General features: G+C 60.2%; 14 protein-coding genes. 9 read left to right on the top strand and 5 right to left on the bottom strand.

The window, feature by feature from the left end; all coding sequences use genetic code 11:
- Nucleotides 1–20 precede the first annotated feature (20 nt).
- Nucleotides 21–2,132: a transketolase gene (tkt, locus tag ACRCJM_RS06980; protein ID WP_431464344.1), complete on the bottom strand. Its 2,112-nt coding sequence runs from the start codon at nt 2,130–2,132 to the stop codon at nt 21–23.
- 479 nt (nt 2,133–2,611) lie between these two features.
- On the opposite strand from tkt, the gene ACRCJM_RS06985 reads away from it, so the two are divergent.
- Nucleotides 2,612–3,571 carry a heme o synthase gene (locus ACRCJM_RS06985; protein WP_423816782.1) on the top strand — a complete coding sequence of 320 codons (960 nt, stop codon included), beginning with the start codon at nt 2,612–2,614 and terminating at the stop codon, nt 3,569–3,571.
- Nucleotides 3,572–3,651: 80 nt separating this feature from the next.
- Here the strand turns inward: ACRCJM_RS06985 and ACRCJM_RS06990 are convergent, their stop codons facing one another.
- The 4 genes from ACRCJM_RS06990 to ACRCJM_RS07005 all read right to left on the bottom strand — a co-directional run bounded on the left by ACRCJM_RS06990 (nt 3,652) and on the right by ACRCJM_RS07005 (nt 7,793).
- Nucleotides 3,652–3,987 (bottom strand): hypothetical protein, encoded by a 336-nt coding sequence (locus ACRCJM_RS06990; protein WP_237195883.1) that lies wholly within the window; start codon nt 3,985–3,987, stop codon nt 3,652–3,654.
- Nucleotides 3,988–4,789: 802 nt separating this feature from the next.
- Nucleotides 4,790–5,953, bottom strand: a complete 1,164-nt coding sequence (locus ACRCJM_RS06995) for a COX15/CtaA family protein (RefSeq protein WP_431464345.1) — start codon at nt 5,951–5,953, stop codon at nt 4,790–4,792.
- 41 nt (nt 5,954–5,994) lie between these two features.
- Nucleotides 5,995–6,762, bottom strand: coding sequence for an ABC transporter permease (locus ACRCJM_RS07000; RefSeq protein WP_431464346.1), 768 nt, complete (start codon nt 6,760–6,762; stop codon nt 5,995–5,997).
- The gene (locus tag ACRCJM_RS07005; RefSeq protein ID WP_431464347.1) at nt 6,759–7,793 is read right to left on the bottom strand and encodes an ABC transporter ATP-binding protein; all 1,035 of its coding nucleotides are present in this window, start codon (nt 7,791–7,793) and stop codon (nt 6,759–6,761) included. Before ACRCJM_RS07005 ends, ACRCJM_RS07000 begins: the two co-directional genes overlap by 4 nt.
- Before the next feature lie 139 nt (nt 7,794–7,932).
- Between ACRCJM_RS07005 and ACRCJM_RS07010 the strand changes: the two genes are divergently transcribed.
- The 8 genes from ACRCJM_RS07010 to ACRCJM_RS07045 all read left to right on the top strand — a co-directional run bounded on the left by ACRCJM_RS07010 (nt 7,933) and on the right by ACRCJM_RS07045 (nt 17,186).
- A complete protein-coding gene (locus ACRCJM_RS07010; protein ID WP_431464348.1) occupies nt 7,933–8,691 on the top strand; it encodes a helix-turn-helix transcriptional regulator in 759 nt (252 codons plus the stop codon).
- Nucleotides 8,692–8,790: 99 nt separating this feature from the next.
- Entirely contained in the window at nt 8,791–10,248 is a 1,458-nt protein-coding gene (sufB, locus tag ACRCJM_RS07015) for a Fe-S cluster assembly protein SufB (RefSeq protein WP_237206843.1), read from the top strand.
- Between the two features lie 3 nt (nt 10,249–10,251).
- Nucleotides 10,252–11,499, top strand: a complete 1,248-nt coding sequence (gene sufD / locus ACRCJM_RS07020; protein WP_431464349.1) for a Fe-S cluster assembly protein SufD — start codon at nt 10,252–10,254, stop codon at nt 11,497–11,499.
- A 29-nt stretch (nt 11,500–11,528) separates the two neighbouring features.
- Nucleotides 11,529–12,287, top strand: coding sequence for a Fe-S cluster assembly ATPase SufC (gene sufC / locus ACRCJM_RS07025; protein WP_185172967.1), 759 nt, complete (start codon nt 11,529–11,531; stop codon nt 12,285–12,287).
- A 27-nt stretch (nt 12,288–12,314) separates the two neighbouring features.
- Nucleotides 12,315–12,644: a metal-sulfur cluster assembly factor gene (locus ACRCJM_RS07030; RefSeq protein WP_185172966.1), complete on the top strand. Its 330-nt coding sequence runs from the start codon at nt 12,315–12,317 to the stop codon at nt 12,642–12,644.
- A 288-nt stretch (nt 12,645–12,932) separates the two neighbouring features.
- Nucleotides 12,933–13,067, top strand: coding sequence for a hypothetical protein (locus tag ACRCJM_RS07035; RefSeq protein ID WP_431464350.1), 135 nt, complete (start codon nt 12,933–12,935; stop codon nt 13,065–13,067).
- 116 nt (nt 13,068–13,183) lie between these two features.
- The gene (locus ACRCJM_RS07040; RefSeq protein WP_431464351.1) at nt 13,184–13,723 is read left to right on the top strand and encodes a hypothetical protein; all 540 of its coding nucleotides are present in this window, start codon (nt 13,184–13,186) and stop codon (nt 13,721–13,723) included.
- Between the two features lie 337 nt (nt 13,724–14,060).
- Complete coding sequence (locus ACRCJM_RS07045; RefSeq protein ID WP_431464352.1) at nt 14,061–17,186, top strand: fibrinogen-like YCDxxxxGGGW domain-containing protein; 3,126 nt, start codon at nt 14,061–14,063, stop codon at nt 17,184–17,186.
- Nucleotides 17,187–17,340 lie beyond the last annotated feature (154 nt).

The raw sequence follows: 17,340 nt of genomic DNA on the forward strand, positions 1-17,340 counted from the left end.
TTCCTTAACTTGACGTTCGGTTAGCGGGCAGCGGCGATGGACTCGCGGGCCTTGGCTGCGACGTTCTCGGCGGTGAAGCCGTAGTCAGCGAAGAGTTCTTCTGCTGAGGCTGAAGCGCCGTAGTGCTCCAGGGAAACGGCACGACCGGCTTCACCCAGGATGTCCAGCCAGGGCATAGCCAGACCGGCTTCAACGGTCACGCGGGCCTTGACGGCTGAGGGGAGCACCGACTCGCGGTACTCAGCCGACTCAGCTGCGAACCACTCGCGGCAGGGCATGGAGACCACGCGGGCTGCGATGCCTTCTTCAGCCAGCTGGGTGCGGGCTGCTAGGGCAACCTCGACCTCAGAACCGGTGGCAATGAGGATGACGTCGGGGGTGCCTTCGGTATCAGCTAGCACGTAACCGCCGCGGGCAGCGCCGTTAGCGGAAGCAAACTTCTCACCCTCGGCGTCCGCATGCAGGTCTTCACGAGCCACGTTGGTCAGGTTCTGGCGGGAGAGCACCAGGCCGGCGGGGTGGTCCTTGATGTCCAGGATCTTGCGCCAGGCTACGGCGGTTTCGTTGCCGTCAGCGGGGCGCACAACATCGAGGTTGGGGATTGCGCGCATAGCGGTCAGGTGCTCAACGGGCTGGTGGGTGGGGCCGTCCTCGCCCAGACCGATAGAGTCGTGGGTCCAGACGAAGATGTTAGGCACACCCATGAGCGCTGCCAGACGGACGGCCGGGCGCTGGTAGTCGGTGAAGACGAAGAAGGTGCCAGAGAAAGGACGGGTGGGTGAGGAGAGCGCGATACCGTTGGTGATTGCCGCGGCGGCGTGCTCGCGGATACCGAAGTGCAGTACACGACCGTAGGGGTGACCGGTCCAGCTCTTGGTGGAGCGGGACTCGGGGTTGAAGGACTTCTCGGTATCGATGGTGGTGTTGTTTGACCCTGCTAGGTCGGCTGAACCGCCCCAGAGCTCGGGCAGAACCGGAGCGATTGCGTTGATAACCTTGCCCGATGCTGCACGGGTTGCGATGGAGGTGCCAGCCTCAAAGGTGGGCAGAGCCTCATCCAGCTCGGCGGGCAGCTCGCCAGCAACCAGGCGCTCGTAGAGCTTGGCCTGCTCGGGGTTGGCAGTAGCCCAGGCGTCGAAGGACTTCTGCCACTCGTCACGCTCAGCTGCGCTGCGCTCAACCAGGGCGCGGGTGTGCTCAAGAATCTCGGGCTCTACCACGAAGTGCTGTTCGGGGTCGAAGCCCAGTACCTTCTTGGTGGCTGCAACTTCGTCGGCACCCAGCTTGGAGCCGTGGATGCCACCGGTGTTCTGCTTGGTGGGGGCGGGGTAGCCGATAATGGTGCGCAGCTCGATGAAGGAGGGCTTGTCGGTGACCTTGGTTGCTGCGACGATAGCGTCGTAGAGGGCCTCGACGTCTTCCTTGTAGTCGCCGCCAGCGGTCCAATCGACCTTGGCAACGTCCCAGCCGTAGGCCTCGTAGCGGGCTGCGACGTCCTCGGTGAAGGCAACGTCGGTGTCATCTTCAATGGAGATGTGGTTGCGGTCGTAGATGACGACCAGGTTGCCCAGCTGCTGGTGGCCGGCCAGAGCGGACGCCTCGGCGGTTACACCCTCCTGCACATCGCCCTCAGAGGCAATGGTGAAGACGGTGTGGTCAAAGGGGGAGGTGCCGGGGGCAGCTTCGGGGTCGAAGAGGCCGCGCATGCGACGCTGGGCGTAGGCAAAGCCCACAGCGGACGCCAGACCCTGGCCCAGGGGGCCGGTAGTGATTTCGACGCCCTTGGTATGACCAAATTCGGGGTGGCCGGGAGTCAGGGCGCCAGCGGTGCGCAGGGCCTTAATGTCGTCAAGTTCCAGACCAAAACCACCCAGGAACAGCTGGTTGTACAGGGTCAGCGAGGTGTGGCCGGGGGAGAGAATAAAGCGGTCGCGGCCCTCCCAGCGGTCATCACGGGGATCCTGACGCATGACCTTCTGGAAGAGCAGGTAGGCCACAGGAGCCAGGCTCATAGCGGTACCGGGGTGGCCTGAGCCAACCTTCTCAACGGCGTCCGCAGCAAGCACGCGAGCGGTATCAACCGCGCGCTGGTCTTTCTCGGTCCATTCAAGCTTCTGATTCAGGTTAGGCATCAGCCGTCCTCTCTCAATCTGGCTACCCAGAAATATTCATCAAACTTATTCTTCTACCCGCCCACCGACGCCCAGCGGGACAAGCCCACACAAGCACACGGTAAAACCGGCAAAAGACGCTACTTCCAGGATAGTTCACCTGCGCATATGTGGGCTTGGTTTGCCTCTCAGCGGACGCCCCCGCTTTAGGGGTGCGCTTAATCTATTAGCCAGGGGGTAGGTAGGCGTTATACGATGTAATTTGACCAAAAGCTCTTTTGGCGTGCTCACAAACCGGCCAACCCTGGCTAAAAGTGATGGGCACCACCCAAAAAAATCGGTGCGAGGGGCACCCGGGCGCGCAGACGGCGTCCGCACCCCAACACGCCGAAAACCGCCACCTATTTCACATAGTGAATCGCCCGGCGGGGGAACCGAAGAGCTGCACACACAACAGTCAAGGGAAGTCAGCATACGTGAAGGGCCATGGCATCAACACCGTGATCGACCGTACCGAAGAAGGCCAGCAAACCCCCGCTGCGCCTGCACCCGGCCGCGTCTCCCTGGGTCGCAAAATTAGGGCCTATATTCACCTCACAAAGCCTCAAATTATTGAGCTGCTTCTGGTAACCACTGCGCCCACCATGATTTTTGCCGCCGGTGGCTTCCCCAACCTCTGGCTGGTGCTCCACACCATGATTGGCGGCTCACTTGCCGCCGGCGCGTCCTGTGCCTTCAACTGCTATATCGACCGCGAAGCTGACCGACTGATGAAACGCACCGAGAAGCGTCCGCTGGTCACCGGCGAGCTCACCGATCGGGAAGCCCTTATCTTTGCCTGGGTGCTGTCGGTTGTTTCAATCGTGTACCTCTACTTCCTGGTGAACCCGCTGGCAGCTGGTCTCGGCGTTGTCGCGATTTTCCTCTACGTTGTCTTCTACTCCCTGTGGCTGAAGAAGCGCACCAAGCAGAACATCGTCTGGGGTGGCCTCGCTGGCTGTATGCCGGTCTTCATTGCCTGGGCTGCTGTGGAGAACACCATTTCTTGGGCCGCTGTGGTGCTCTTTATGGTGATTTTCCTCTGGACGCCCCCGCACTACTGGCCCCTGTCCATGAAGTACGCCGAGGACTACCGTGCAGCCGGCATTCCCATGCTGGGCGCTACTGACTCCGCCAAGAGCGTGTCGGTGCAGGTTGTGCTGTACGGCTGGGCCATGGTCATGTGCTCCCTGTTGCTGGTTCCGCTGGGTGGAGCTGGCTGGGTGTACACTGCCACCGCCGTGCTGATTGGTGCCTGGTTCCTTTACCACTGCCACAAGCTGCACCGCCTGGCGCTGGCGGAGCAGGCAACCAGCCGGACAGCTATGGTGGTCTTCCACGGCTCAATCACCTACCTGACCGTGCTGTTCATTGCCCTGGCGGTCGACCCCTTCGTGGGCGGCCCGGTGCTCCCCCTCTAAACAGGTAGGTACCATCTAAATCAGAAAAACCCACCAACTAGGTGGGTTTTTCTGATTTAAATGGTCTTTTCTGGCGGACGCTAGCGGTTAAGGAGGTAACGGATTTCGGCAACGATTTCTGCCCGACGTGTCATAAGATCAACCCATCGATACCGGCGGACTGTCCACCCCGAATTTTGGAGAAGAGACTCCCGACGGCGCTCAGACCACTCAGCATCTTGTCGTGGGCCGAAGTTCTCATACTTGACCTCGCCATCAAACTCAAGGGCAATCATCTGATCAGGGTAGGCCAAATCAAGCCTGAAACGTAGCCCGCCAACGGTTACCTCAACCTGTTCGGCCGGTGCTGGCAGACCCGCATCAATCAAGATAAGACGAAGTAAGGTTTCACCCGGGCTTTCGGCATGGGGGCTCATACCCAGTGCAACCCTTCGGCATTTGCGAGAACCCCACCCAACTATCTGAGAAAGCTCGTGTGAGAGTTCCTCCACACTCACCAGTTTTTGGTTCAAGGCACTGTCTGCGATGACGGTTGCCTCGTTTACGGGAAGATACCTCGCGCAATCTACAACCGTCTGGAGCAAACCTGTCACTCTCAAGCCGCCCACGAGCGTCCTGTGCTCCTCTATCGGTTTGTAGGTGTAATGTTTGCGGGTTCCGGCAGCCCGTCCGCGTGAATCTGGTGGGCCAACGATGTCGACTGCTGGCGGGGTTTTCGCTAGAGCTAATCCGTGTAGGCAGGCTGCTGCTGCGTGCGAGAACGTGGTAGTAGGGTCAGATATGTGCACAGCGGCAATGTGTACTCGGTAGATTTCATGGGGTTTCAAGGAGTTCCACCAGATAGTTGGGCAGTAGATACCCTTTCTGATGCGGGTAAGTTGCTGGTCTACCAGCCCTCGTCTGATGCTGTCATGCGTATAGCCCTGGTCTAGGAGTTGCTGGGTCGTACGTATCGTGGTGGTGTATTTATTCATCTTCATGACACTAGGCATAACCAAGGCCAAATCTTTTGGCTAGCGCTGGAGGTGATTGTGGATAAGGTTCGGGCACTGCCAGTAGTGAGAATTCGGGAGGGAGATGCTCCGACGTACCTAAAATTGGTGCAGCTATGACGGCATTGTGAAGTAAGCCCAGGGCACTGTGGAAAAGACCATTTAAATCAGAAAAACCCACCTAGTTCGTGGGTTTTTCTGATTTAGATGGTACCTACCGAGGAGGCTAGGGCGTTAGGACGCGTCCCGCCGCCTTCTCGCGCGCAGCGGGGGATGACAGCACCAGCTGACGCTCAAACAGGGAAGACGCAGCCAGCGCAAAGATGCCCGACCCGATTAGGTGCATCTCCACCAGCCAGATCGGCAGCCCGTTAAAGTACTGGGTGTAGCCCACCACAGCCTGGTAGCCCAGGACCACCAGCACAAAGACCAGAGACTTGCCGAAAATAGGTGCCCAGCCCTTCTGCTTCCACAGCACGAAGAAGCCCAGCACCGATGCGCAGTAGACCCATACAAGAGTTCCGTGCATACGGGTCACCCAGACGGGGTTGAAAGCATGGCGGTGGGTTTCGGCGTCCCCGGCGTGCGGGCCGGTACCCGTAGTAACGGTACCCATGAACATCAGCGCAACAACCAGCACTACACCGATCCAACCGAGTACCCGCATGAGATGGGCGGACGCGGGGGTGCCGGCGTCCGCACCCCGAGACTGGCCAGTGGAGGAGAGGCCTTCGCGTGCTGCGGTTCCCTCAAAGTAGCGGTAAACGCGGTTGAGGTAGATACCGGCAATCATGATCATCAGGGCTGAAAGCATGTAGTGGACGGTAATCATCCAGGGGTTAAGGCGCAGCCAGACCGAGATACCACCGACCACAGCCTGCACCGGAATACCCCAGAGCAGCAGCAGGGTCAGGTTAAAGAGATCGGAGTAACGAGACCGAGGGGCTACGAGACAGCGGGCTTCGAACCAGGCGCCCAGGCCGCCAGCTTTGTAGGCCTCTGGGCGGGCACCAACGAGAAGTCCCCACAGGAAAGAGATGGGGGAAAGGCGCTTAGGGAATACCACTCCCAGCACCGCCAGGAAGGCGATGACGGTAACGGCGACCAGCACGAAGATTAGTAGGCGGTTGCCGAATTCGACCATGCCGTGGATGCCCATTTCGGGGGTGGTGGTCCAGGAGCCGTCTGAGGTGCAGCGGGGCCAGGCGTCGCAGCCCAGGCCGGAGCCGGTCAGGCGGACGACGCCGCCGGAGATAATGAGCACGATATTGGCGATGGCTACTGCCCAGGCGGTCTGTCTGACCCAGCGGGTGTAGGAGCGGGGGATAAGTTTTTCACCCAGGCTAGCAGGCTGGTAGGTGCCTGCGGTGGGTGTGTGCGTGGTCGGCATGGAGCTTTCCTTCACGAGGGTTGCGGACGGTGTGGGTCAGCTTAGGCTGACCACTTGAAGAATCGGGTGGCCAGGGTGGCAAAAACGACGGTTGCTATTACCAGGATGAGGTGGGGGAGCAGCAGGAAACTGTGGTAGATGTAGTCCCCGCGTAGGGCGTTGCCCAGGGCTGCTGAGGGGAGCAGGTCAATGATGGGGGATAGCCAGGTGGGGTAGCGGTCGGTGGGAATCAGGATTCCCCCGGCTGCAGCCAGCAGCACCCAGGCCATGTTGACGATGGCCAGGGTTGCTTCGGCACGCACGGTCCCGGCGATGAGTAGCCCCAGGGAGGTGAAGCAGGCTGCCCCCAGGAGCAGGGTGGGTAGGGACATGAGGACGCCGGGTACGGTGGCCGTCCAGCCCAGCAGCTGGCCTAGTGCCCCTACCAGCAGGTACTGAATTAAAAGCACAGAGAGTACTGCAAGTACCTTGCCCGCGATCAGGCCGCCCTTGCCGAGCGGGGTGGTGGAGATAAAGCGTAGCACCCCGTAGCGGCGGTCGAAGCCGGTGGCGATGCCCTGACCGGATAGGGCTGTGGAGAGCACGCAGAGGGCTAGAACACCGGGTACAGCTATATCGACGCGGCTGACCCCGTAGCGGTTGGCCCAGGGGTCGAGAAAGCCCGTGTAGGCCAGGGCGAGCAGGCTCATAATTGGGAAGGCGATGTTGAGCATGAGCTGCTCGCCGTTTTTGAGCATGGCAATCGTTTCGAACTTGCCCTGGGCGAGCACCCGGGTGAGGGTCGGTGCGGCTGTTGAGGTGGTGCTCATCGGATATCCCTGCCTGATAGTTCGAGGAAGACGTCTTCTAGGGTGCGGTTGGCCAGGGAGAATTCGCCGGGCATGATGCCCTGGGCGGCCCAGTAGGCGGTGAGGTCGGCCAGATGCTGGGGGGTTAGCGGCCCGCTCAACCGGTAGTGCCCCTCGGGGCTCTCCACCAGCTGCAGGGAAGGGTCAGCCTGCGGCCAGATAGCATCCAATGTGATGCCGGGTGGGGCGGTGAAGGTCAGGCAGCGGGTGTCGTCCTGTCCGCTAGCTAATACCTGAGACATGGTGCCTGAGAGCACCACCTTGCCGTGCTCAATCATGTAGACGTAGTCGGCGATGCGCTGGGCGTCATCGAGCAGGTGGGTGGTGAGTACAACGGCTACGCCGGCGTCGCGCTGTTCGCGGATGATGTCGAAAACGACGCTGCGCGATTGGGGGTCAAGGCCGGCGGTGGGTTCGTCGAGAAAGAGAATGTCGGGCCGACCGATGATGGCAGCTGCCAGAGCGACCCGCTGTTTTTGCCCGCCCGAGAGTCTGCGGATGGTGGTGCCGTTAAAGGCATCGATTCCGAGTCGGGCTGCTAGGGCATCAACGTCGAGGGGGTTGGTGTACATGCTGGCGATGTGCCGCAGCAGGGGAAGCGGACGGACGGACGGGGGTAGGCCGCCGTCCTGCAGCATGATGCCAACGCGGGCACGCAGTTCAGGGGAGGCCCCCCAGGGGGTGTGACCGAGCAGGGAGATGCTACCGCTGGTGGGTTTGAGCAGGCCCTGGGCGCAGGCTAGGGTGGTGGTTTTCCCGGCCCCGTTAGCTCCCAGCAGAACCGTTACCTGACCCGGTTCAATGGTGAGGGAGAGGTGGTCTACCGCTCGTTTGAGCCCCTCACTGGTGAGAGCTTCGGGGTGCTTGCGCGCGAAGTCCTTGGAGGGGTTGAAGTCCTTGACCAGGTTGTCAATGATGAGAGCGGCGGACGCGGGTGCATCAGATGCGCTCTCACGTGGGCTAAGGCTGGGGGGCAGGTGGTGTGTCGTCACCCGTCTATTCTAGCCCTTTCGTTTCGGCTCTGGGCGGACGCCTGCTGCCGTACTGCCTTAAATAGGTAGTCCTTACTAGCTTAAAGGACCCCAATTACGACATACTTTATTTGTGTATTCCGCAGAGAAAGGCAGAACTGTGTCCACTAAAACTGCCCGCCCTGCAGAAACAGAGGAACGCACGCGCGACCGCGTGCTCCAGGGAGTTCTCACTCACGGCCCTGTTTCTGCGGCCAAACTGGGTGAACTGCTCAGCCTCACCCCGGCAGCCGTCCGCCGCCACCTCGACGCGCTTGAAAAGAACAGCCTCATCGAGGTTGCCTCCCACCGCCAGCACGGTGCCGGAGCAGGCCGTCCCGCCCGCCGCTACGTTATCGCCCCGCAGGGGCACAGCGAACTGGGCAACGACTACCTCGACATCGCCCGCGACGCCCTCACCATGCTGAAGGACGCCGTCGGGGAAGACGCTCTGCGCCAGTTCGCCTCAGCCCGCGCCCACGACATGGCAGAGCGCTACCGCCCCATCGTCGAAGCGGCAGGCGATGACGTCTCAGCCCGCGCCGAAGCGCTCGCAGAGGCAATGACCCGCGACGGCTTCGTCGCTACCGCCAACGAAATGGCCCCGGCTGTTGGCATGCGGTCTAAGCTGCCCGATAACCTGCTGGCCTCCATCCAGCTCTGCCAGGGCCACTGTCCCGTGCGAGACCTCGCCGAAGACTTCTCTGTCTTCTGCGACCAGGAAACCGAAATCATCTCCGAACTTCTCGGGGTCGATGTGCGCAGACTCTCCACCATGGCAGGTGGTGCCCACGTCTGCACCACCCACATCCCGCTCGGCCGCGCACCGGCGTCCGCCCCACAAAACCCCGAAGAAACCGCAGGCGACACCGCCCCATAAAACTTTCCACCGGCAGGGCATGCCCAGCAGATTCTGCCACTGAGAAGAAGATTTCACCGACTTACCTCGGTGAAAACCAACCCACCAAGAAAGGCCGTAATGACTGAACAGGTTGAGCGCACCGCCAACAACACCGTCATTTCAGAAATTCTGGAGGCAAACCCCGAACTCGAAGGTATCGGTACCTACGAGTACGGCTGGGCTGACTCCGATGAAGCAGGCCAGGCTGCAAAGCGTGGTCTTGACGAAGATGTCGTGCGCGACATTTCAGCCAAGAAGAACGAACCCGAATGGATGCTGGACCTTCGCCTGAAGGCCCTCAAGTTCTTCGACCGCAAGCCCATGCCCACCTGGGGTGCAGACCTCTCGGACATCGACTTCGACAACATCAAGTACTTCGTTCGCTCCACCGAGCGCCAGGCCGAAACCTGGGAAGAACTGCCCGAAGACATCCGCAACACCTACGAGAAGCTCGGCATCCCCGAAGCAGAACGTAACCGTCTGGTCGCCGGTGTTGCCGCCCAGTACGAGTCAGAGGTTGTCTACCACCAGATTCGTGAGGACCTCGAAGCCCAGGGTGTTATCTTCCTGGACACCGACACCGCCCTCAAGGAACACCCCGAATTCTTCGAAGAATACTTCGGCTCCGTGATCCCCGCAGGCGATAACAAGTTCGCAGCTCTGAACACCGCCGTATGGTCAGGTGGCTCATTCGTCTACGTTCCCCCGGGAGTTCACGTAGAGATCCCCCTGCAGGCCTACTTCCGCATTAACACCGAGAACATGGGCCAGTTCGAACGTACCCTCATCATCGCTGACGAGGGCTCCTACGTTCACTACATCGAAGGCTGCACCGCCCCCATCTACAAGACCGACTCCCTGCACTCCGCAGTCGTTGAGATCATTGTGAAGAAGAACGCTCGCGTTCGCTACACCACCATTCAGAACTGGTCCAACAACGTCTACAACCTGGTGACCAAGCGCGCCATCGCCCACGAGGGCGCCACCATGGAATGGATTGACGGCAACATCGGCTCCAAGGTCACCCAGAAGTACCCCGCTGTCTACATGGTCGGCGAGCACGCCAAGGGTGAAACCCTCTCCATCGCTTTCGCCGGCGAGGGCCAGCACCAGGACACCGGTTCCAAGATGGTCCACATCGCCCCCAACACCTCATCCACCATCGTGTCCAAGTCTGTGGCCCGTAACGGTGGCCGTGCCGCCTACCGTGGCCTGGTTCAGGTACGCGAAGGTGCATCCCACGCCAAGAGCTCGGTCGTCTGTGACGCCCTGCTGGTCGATACTATCTCCCGCTCAGATACCTACCCCTACGTAGATATCCGCGAGGACGATGTCACCATGGGCCACGAGGCAACCGTCTCCCGCGTCTCAGAAGAGCAGCTCTTCTACCTGCAGCAGCGCGGCCTACCCGAGGACGAAGCCATGGCCATGATCGTGCGCGGCTTCGTGGAGCCTATCGCCCGCGAGCTACCCATGGAATACGCCCTTGAACTCAACCGCCTGATCGAACTCCAGATGGAAGGATCCGTAGGCTAAATTATGGCTAACGCAGAAAACCAGGGTCACAACAACCCCGCGATTCCCGGTATGGACCAGGAAGGTGAAAAGCTCGCTACCGAGCTAGCCACCGACGACACCATCCGCGTCTCAAAGCACAACACCGACAAGGTCGAGATCGACGGCTCCCGCGCCGAGCGCAAGACCTCCTACAAGGTCGAAGACTTCGCAGCCCTGACCGGCCGCGAAGAAGACTGGCGCTTCACCCCGCTCAAGCGTCTAGGTGGCCTGCACACCGATGAACTCACCGGTGCTGCCCCCGCTGTAGAGGTCAATGCTCCCGCAGGCGTCCAGGTTGAAACCATCACCCGCGACGACGCCCGCATTGGCTCGGCCGGCATTCCCGAGGACCGTGTAGCGGCTAACGCCTGGAGCACCTTCTCAGAGGCAACCGCTATCACTGTTCCCGCCGAGGCTGAACTGGAAGGCCAGATTGAGGTTGCTGTCAAGGGCACCCGCAAGGACGCCGCAGCGCAGCATCTCTTCATCGAGACCAAGCCCTTCTCCAAGGCCGTTGTTGTACTGCGCCACACCGGCTCAGCTGTGCTTTCCCAGAACGTAGAGTTCAAGGTGGGCGACTCGTCCTCCCTGACCGTCATCACCGTTCAGCAGTGGGAGGACGACGCAATCCATGCCTCAGCCCAGTACGCTGCTCTGGGTCGCGACGCCAAGTTCAAGCACGTCAACATCTCCCTCGGTGGCGACCTGGTGCGCGTCACCCCCTCCACCAAGTTCACCGCCCCCGGCGCTGAAACCGAGATGTACGGCCTCTACTTCGTCGATGCCGGCCAGCACATTGAGAACCGTCTCTTCGTAGCCCACACCGAGCCCAACTGCAAGTCCCGCGTCACCTACAAGGGTGCCCTGCAGGGCAAGGGTGCACACTCGGTATGGGTAGGCGATGTGCTCATCGGTAAGGACGCAGAAGGCACCGACACCTACGAGCTCAACCGCAACCTGATTCTCGAAGACGGCCCCCGCGCTGACTCCGTACCCAACCTGGAAATCGAAACCGGCCTCATCGAAGGCGCCGGCCACGCATCCACCACCGGTCAGCTCGACGAGCAGCACCTCTGGTACCTGCAGGCCCGCGGTATTCCCGAGGCTGAAGCCCGCCGCCTGGTCGTCCGCGGCTTCCTCAACGAGATTATTCAGCAGATCCGCATCCCCGAGCTTGAAGAACAGCTCACCGATGCCCTCGAAGCTGAACTCGCGATTTCCAACAACTAAAGCTTTACCTTTTACAGGAGAAACAAACTATGGCAACCCTTGAAATCAAGGACCTCCACGTCTCCGTTATTCTGGACGACGAAAACACCAAGCCCATCCTCAAGGGCGTTAACCTCACCATTAACTCCGGTGAAATCCACGCCATCATGGGCCCCAACGGCTCCGGTAAGTCCACCCTGGCTTCTACCATCGCCGGCCACCCCAAGTACCAGATCGACTCCGGTGAGATCCTGCTCGACGGTGAAGACGTCACCGAGATGTCCGTCGACGAGCGTGCCCGCGCCGGCCTCTTCCTGGCTATGCAGTACCCCGTCGAAATCCCCGGCGTCACCATGAGCAACTTCCTGCGTTCAGCCAAGACCGCTGTTGACGGTGAAGCTCCCGCCCTGCGCACCTGGACCAAGGACGTTAAGGCAGCCATGGAGAACCTCTCCATCGACCCCGCCTTCATCTCCCGTAACGTCAACGAAGGCTTCTCCGGCGGCGAAAAGAAGCGCCACGAGATCCTGCAGCTGGAACTGCTCAAGCCCAAGTTCGGTATTCTCGATGAGACCGACTCCGGCCTGGACGTCGACGCTCTCAAGGTCGTTTCTGAGGGTGTTAACCGCGCTCACCAGGCCAACGACATGGGCGTTATGCTGATTACCCACTACACCCGCATCCTGCGCTACATCAAGCCCCAGTTCGTTCACGTTTTCGTGGACGGCAAGATGGTAGATCAGGGCGGCCCCGAGCTCGCTGACCGTCTTGAAGAAGAGGGCTACGAGCGCTACCTGGCTGCTAAGTAGTAGCGGCTGAACTGAAAGGTGACTGCTATGTCAGAAGCCCCCGCTGGTGCCCCCAGCCAAGAGGTTATCGAAGAAGCCCTCATGAACGTGATTGACCCCGAACTGGGCGTCAACATCGTTGACCTGGGTCTGCTTTACGGTATGCGCTGGAATGACGAAGGCGCCCTCGTGCTCGACATGACCCTGACCACCGCCGCCTGCCCCCTGCAGGACGTCATCGAGGAACAGGTTCAGCAGAACCTGGAAACCATGATTGACGAGTGGCACGTGAACTGGGTTTGGATGCCCCCGTGGGGCCCCGAGCGCATCACCGAGGACGGCCGCGACCAGATGCGCGCCCTCGGCTTCAACATCTAACCCACGCGGTTAACATGGGCGGACGCCGCCCCGCACCTTTCTTGCCCTCGGGTAGGGGAGTGCGGGGCGGCGTCCTCATTTTTGTGCCCTGTGTTTTCAATAACTTTTGCCATCCGGCTGTGTTGGCAAAGTGAGTGTATCTTAGAAGTGACCTGCTGAAACGCGGGGAACTTTCAGTTTTGAATCAGCTAGCTGTGATGAAAAGGATAGAATTCTTTGCGCAAATATCGGGCTGTAGGGTGATAAAGTAGTTCGAGAAAACTCACGTACACTTTTTAGGGAAACACCATGACTACCTCACTTTCACGCCGCACCCTGGTGCGCGGTGCCGCCTGGTGCGCGGTGCCGCCTGGAGCGCACCTGTTGTCGCCGCATCAGCTACTATTCCTGCTTTCGCCGCTTCCAACGACCTATGCCAATTAAGTGGAAGTCTTACGGCAACTAATGACTTCTACTATGGCAATACAAAGCTCGATTCAGCTACCGGGCGGTGGGTATACTCCAACACCAACGCAAACGGTGATCAAGTTGAACCTTACATGCGCTGGTCACTGAGCAATCTGAACGTAACTGTTAACGGTCTGGCAGACGGTGAGACCATTACCAGCACCCAGCTTATTCAGTACGTTCAAACGCTTACTTCTAACGATGACTTGACTCAGAACCCGGCTGGCTTCTACCCCTATGGTGACGCCCAGTCTGAAACCGGAGGCACCACTAACGCCGGATGGAATTTTTATGGTGGGTCATCGGCTACTCCGGTAACTCTAACGTCGCAGGGGACTACCGTATCTGCTGATATGTGGTCAGTGGAGTACATGAACCGCAACGGAGTAGGTGCTTCGTCGGCAACTTCTGATGGTTGCTTTAGTCATGTAAGTACTGTTCTTAGTCAGCCGCTGGTTGTATCCTATGGGGCAAACGTGTCTCCTTTGCAATTTGACGCAGCTAATCGCCACTTCATTCCTAACTGGGGCGTCCGTGCGCTGGTAAGAACTTCAGCTGGGCGACAGCTTGAAATTGTGGCTTTCATGTGGAACAACGGAGCTCTCATCAAGAACGGTTCTAATGTTCTCTAAATCGTAGTTTTATACTTAGGCGCCGCCCTGCACCTTTCTTGCCCTCGGGCAGGGGAGTGCCGGGCGGCGTCCTTGTTGTATCCAGTTAAAGTGAGCTGGTGTGGCTGGTTCCACAGTTTGGTCTTTATTGCGCTGAAGACTCATCTTGGGCGCTGCAGGGGCTTTCACGTGGTCATATACCCTGACCGGTTTTTATTTGTGGGCTAGTTGGTGGTGTGTAGCCCCAGCAATGACCACAGGCCGCAATAGGCAGGGTGGGTGCGGTAAACCCTAAGCTATATATAACGCACAATGATCCGCCGACTAACCGGCGGACAACTCGCACACTAGGGAACACATGGAACATAAAGACACTTCGGCGCGCCCGTCGAAGCGCACCACAGCGCGCGATTTTTGGGCGGCTACCCGCACCCAGCTCAAAGCCCCCTTCTCACTCAAAAAGCCCAACCTTGCCACCAAGGCCGGGGTAGGCGTCCTCGCCCTGGCAACCGCCGTGACCGTACTCCCTGGCGCAACCGCCTCGGATAGCTACACCCCCGACGGTAAAACCAGTGAAACCGCAGCCGCCAGCTGCTGGGAAGCCAAGCAGACCGACCCCGCTGCCACCAGCGGCACCTACTGGCTCTGGACCCCAGAGATGGCAGCCCCCGAACAGTTCTACTGCGACCAGGAAACTGACGGTGGCGGCTGGGTTATGATCGGCCGCGGCCGCGACGGCTGGGAGGAAAGCTACAACGGCAAGGGCAAGGCCTCTGAACTGTACAACAACCCCGACGGTACCGACGCCTTCACCCCCGTGCAGCTGCCCTCCACCACCATCGATGCCCTCATCGGCAACCAGAAGGTCTCAGACCTGACCGGGGGCTTCCGCATCCGCCGTGCAGCCAACGCCGAGGGCACCAAATGGCAGAACGTCACCGCCACCCGCGCCAACGCCACCGACTGGACCTGGGCCCTCTCAGGTACCCAGACCTGGCGCGATATCAAATTCCGTGGCGATTCACCGACCGTCACCAGCTCCTTCCGCAATTTCTCATCGCTTACCGGGCAGATGATGAAGCCGGTACTCTCCATGTACCAGGTCAATTTCCTCGGTACCAGCAAGCAGGCCTGGCGCATGGGCTTTGCCTACGGCCCTATCGCTCGCGGCGCCGATAATGCCACCACCCACCTGTGGTCCAAGACCGGCTCCAACCCCATTCCCTTCTCCCAGGTGTTCCTGCGCCCCAAGCTGACTCAGGCAGACCTGAACCTATCCGACTACGCTGACGCGGGGGCGTCCGGCTCTACCCGCCGTGCCCTGCCCAACTCCTACTCAGCCAAGGTCACCTGGCGCACCAGCGACACCACCGGCACCGGAACCCTGGGCGAACTCAACACCTATGTGCAGGCCATCACCCAGGTGGGTAACACCGTCTTCACCGGCGGCGACTTCGCCTGGGTAGAAAACGCTGCCACCGGCGAAAAGGTACAGCAGAAGTTCCTCGCTGGCTACGATGTGACCACCGGTGAGCTCGTGCGCACCTTCATGCCCACCTTCAACGGTCAGATTAAGGCCCTTGAAGCCCTGCCTAACGGCACCCTGGCTGTAGGCGGTGAGTTCACCGAGGTCAACGGCGAAAAGGTGGCCGGCCTGGTCATTCTTAACCCCGTCACCGGTGAGATCGACCGCACCTACAACTTCGGTATCGAAAACCGCGGTGCAGGCTCCATCACCAGCGCCCGTACCCTCGATGTGCAGGGCGACTACCTCTACGTGGGCGGTGCCTTCTCGCACGTGGTCAACACCAAGACCGGGGCCACCGGCTACTCCCGCAACGCGGGTCGCTTCAGCTTCAGCCAGAACGGGCCGGATGCTAACTGGCGCCCCTACCTCAACGGCACCGTCAACGGCCTCTCAGCAGCAGATGACGGGGCAACTGTTGCTGCCGCAGGCTACTTCTCAGAGGTCAACGGCACCAAGACCTGGAAGCTAGCCCAGCTCAACACCACCGACGGCAACATTGCCAAGGCATGGACCTGGGAACCGTCCTTCCCCACCATTCAGCGCCAGGGCTACCAGAACGACGTTGAGGATGCCGGCTCTACCGTTTGGGCTGCCGGTTCAGAGCACATCATCCACCAGTACGCCAAGAACACCATGAGCCGTCTCTACTCGGCTATCACCATCGAGGGCGGCGACTTCCAGGACCTCTACGAAGACCAGAACAACAAGGTCATCTACGGTGCCTGCCACTGCGGCAACTACATCTACGAGGGCTCCGGCACCTGGATGCAGCCTTGGACCAACAAGGGCTTCTTCAACCTGCAGTCCATCCGCCTCTCAGCAGCCTTTGACGCTGAAACCGGTCGCGTGATCGGCGAGTTCGCCCCCAACCTGCGCGGCCCTCGCGGTGACGGTGTTTGGGAACAGTTCGTTGACTCCACCGGCACCCTCTGGCTGGGTGGCGACATCAACCGTTCCCAGGGTGCTAACGGTATGCAGCAGACCGTGGGCTTTGCCCGCTACGCACCTCGCGACGTTACTGCCCCTGCCGCCCCGCGCTCACTGGCTGTGAGCACCGACGGTGCCACCGACGTCCTGACCTGGCCCTCAGCCGGTCGCAACGTCATCTACCAGGTGCTGCGCGATAACCGCGTCATCGCAACCACCACCGACACCACCTACTCGGTGGCCCACACCGACGATGCCCGCTACTTCGTGCGATCGGCGGACGCCGCAGGCAACTTCTCAGCCTCAACCCCCGTTGCTCTGGCACAGAAGACCGAGCAGCCTGTAGCTCCGGTGGAGCCCACCGCCGAACCTACTGTTCAGCCCACCGCTGAGCCTACCGCTGAGGTGCCTGCCGAGCCTACCCCGACCGCCGAAGCAACCACTGAGGCACCTGCCAACGGTACCGTCATCAACAACCCTGCTCCCATTGAACCTTTTGCTGTACCGGCAGAAAACTCTGAACCGGTTCTGGCATCGGGGGATGAGTGGAAGATTGCTTTCGGCCTGAACGCCTGGCAGGGGCTGGACTCCACCTGGCGCGCCACCGACTATAAGTACGACACCGCCAAGTGGTACACCACCTACTCGTCTGTAGGTTGGGGTGAGCCGCGTGTGGCGACTATGTACCAGTTCTCATCCAGAGCTCAGCCGGTGTCGATGATGCTGCGCAAGGAGCTCAACCTCAACCTGGCAGCGGGCCAGAAGCTGGTGCTCACCACCTACGTGGATGACGGAATGATGATTTGGGTCAACGGCAAGGAATACACCCGCCAGAACCTGATTTGGGGTGCCCTGCCCACCTACACCGCCACCCGCGCTGTAGACTTTGGGGCTGCCCGCACCACCCCGCTGGTTATCGAGATTCCCGCTTCTGACCTCAAGCAGGGCAAGAACTCCATTGCGGTAATGGTCAACTCCAACACCAAGGGTGCAGCAACCACCTTCGACATGATCGGTGAGGTGCGCTAAGCCCCGGTTTTGAAACCGCGCTAGCCCCTGAAAACTCCCCGCGAGCAGACGAACTCTATCTGCTAGCGGGGAGTTTTTTCTCTGCGAAATTGCTGGGCAGGTGCCCGGGGCGGACGCCTGCCAGGAGTAAGGTAGGCAGGGTAAGATCCGTAAT

The sequence above is a fragment of the Rothia sp. L_38 genome (assembly GCF_050689125.1).
In the GTDB taxonomy this organism is placed as follows: domain Bacteria; phylum Actinomycetota; class Actinomycetes; order Actinomycetales; family Micrococcaceae; genus Rothia.

What these genes read in the sequence shown, in the direction of transcription:
- tkt (WP_431464344.1), bottom strand. Translation starts at nt 2,132, where the DNA reads ATGCCTAACCTGAATCAGAAGCTTGAATGGACCGAGAAAGACCAGCGC.
- ACRCJM_RS06990 (WP_237195883.1), bottom strand. Translation starts at nt 3,987, where the DNA reads ATGAGCCCCCATGCCGAAAGCCCGGGTGAAACCTTACTTCGTCTTATC.
- ACRCJM_RS06995 (WP_431464345.1), bottom strand. Translation starts at nt 5,953, where the DNA reads ATGCCGACCACGCACACACCCACCGCAGGCACCTACCAGCCTGCTAGC.
- ACRCJM_RS07000 (WP_431464346.1), bottom strand. Translation starts at nt 6,762, where the DNA reads ATGAGCACCACCTCAACAGCCGCACCGACCCTCACCCGGGTGCTCGCC.
- sufB (WP_237206843.1), top strand. Translation starts at nt 8,791, where the DNA reads ATGACTGAACAGGTTGAGCGCACCGCCAACAACACCGTCATTTCAGAA.
- sufD (WP_431464349.1), top strand. Translation starts at nt 10,252, where the DNA reads ATGGCTAACGCAGAAAACCAGGGTCACAACAACCCCGCGATTCCCGGT.
- sufC (WP_185172967.1), top strand. Translation starts at nt 11,529, where the DNA reads ATGGCAACCCTTGAAATCAAGGACCTCCACGTCTCCGTTATTCTGGAC.
- ACRCJM_RS07030 (WP_185172966.1), top strand. Translation starts at nt 12,315, where the DNA reads ATGTCAGAAGCCCCCGCTGGTGCCCCCAGCCAAGAGGTTATCGAAGAA.
- ACRCJM_RS07035 (WP_431464350.1), top strand. Translation starts at nt 12,933, where the DNA reads ATGACTACCTCACTTTCACGCCGCACCCTGGTGCGCGGTGCCGCCTGG.
- ACRCJM_RS07040 (WP_431464351.1), top strand. Translation starts at nt 13,184, where the DNA reads ATGCGCTGGTCACTGAGCAATCTGAACGTAACTGTTAACGGTCTGGCA.
- ACRCJM_RS07045 (WP_431464352.1), top strand. Translation starts at nt 14,061, where the DNA reads ATGGAACATAAAGACACTTCGGCGCGCCCGTCGAAGCGCACCACAGCG.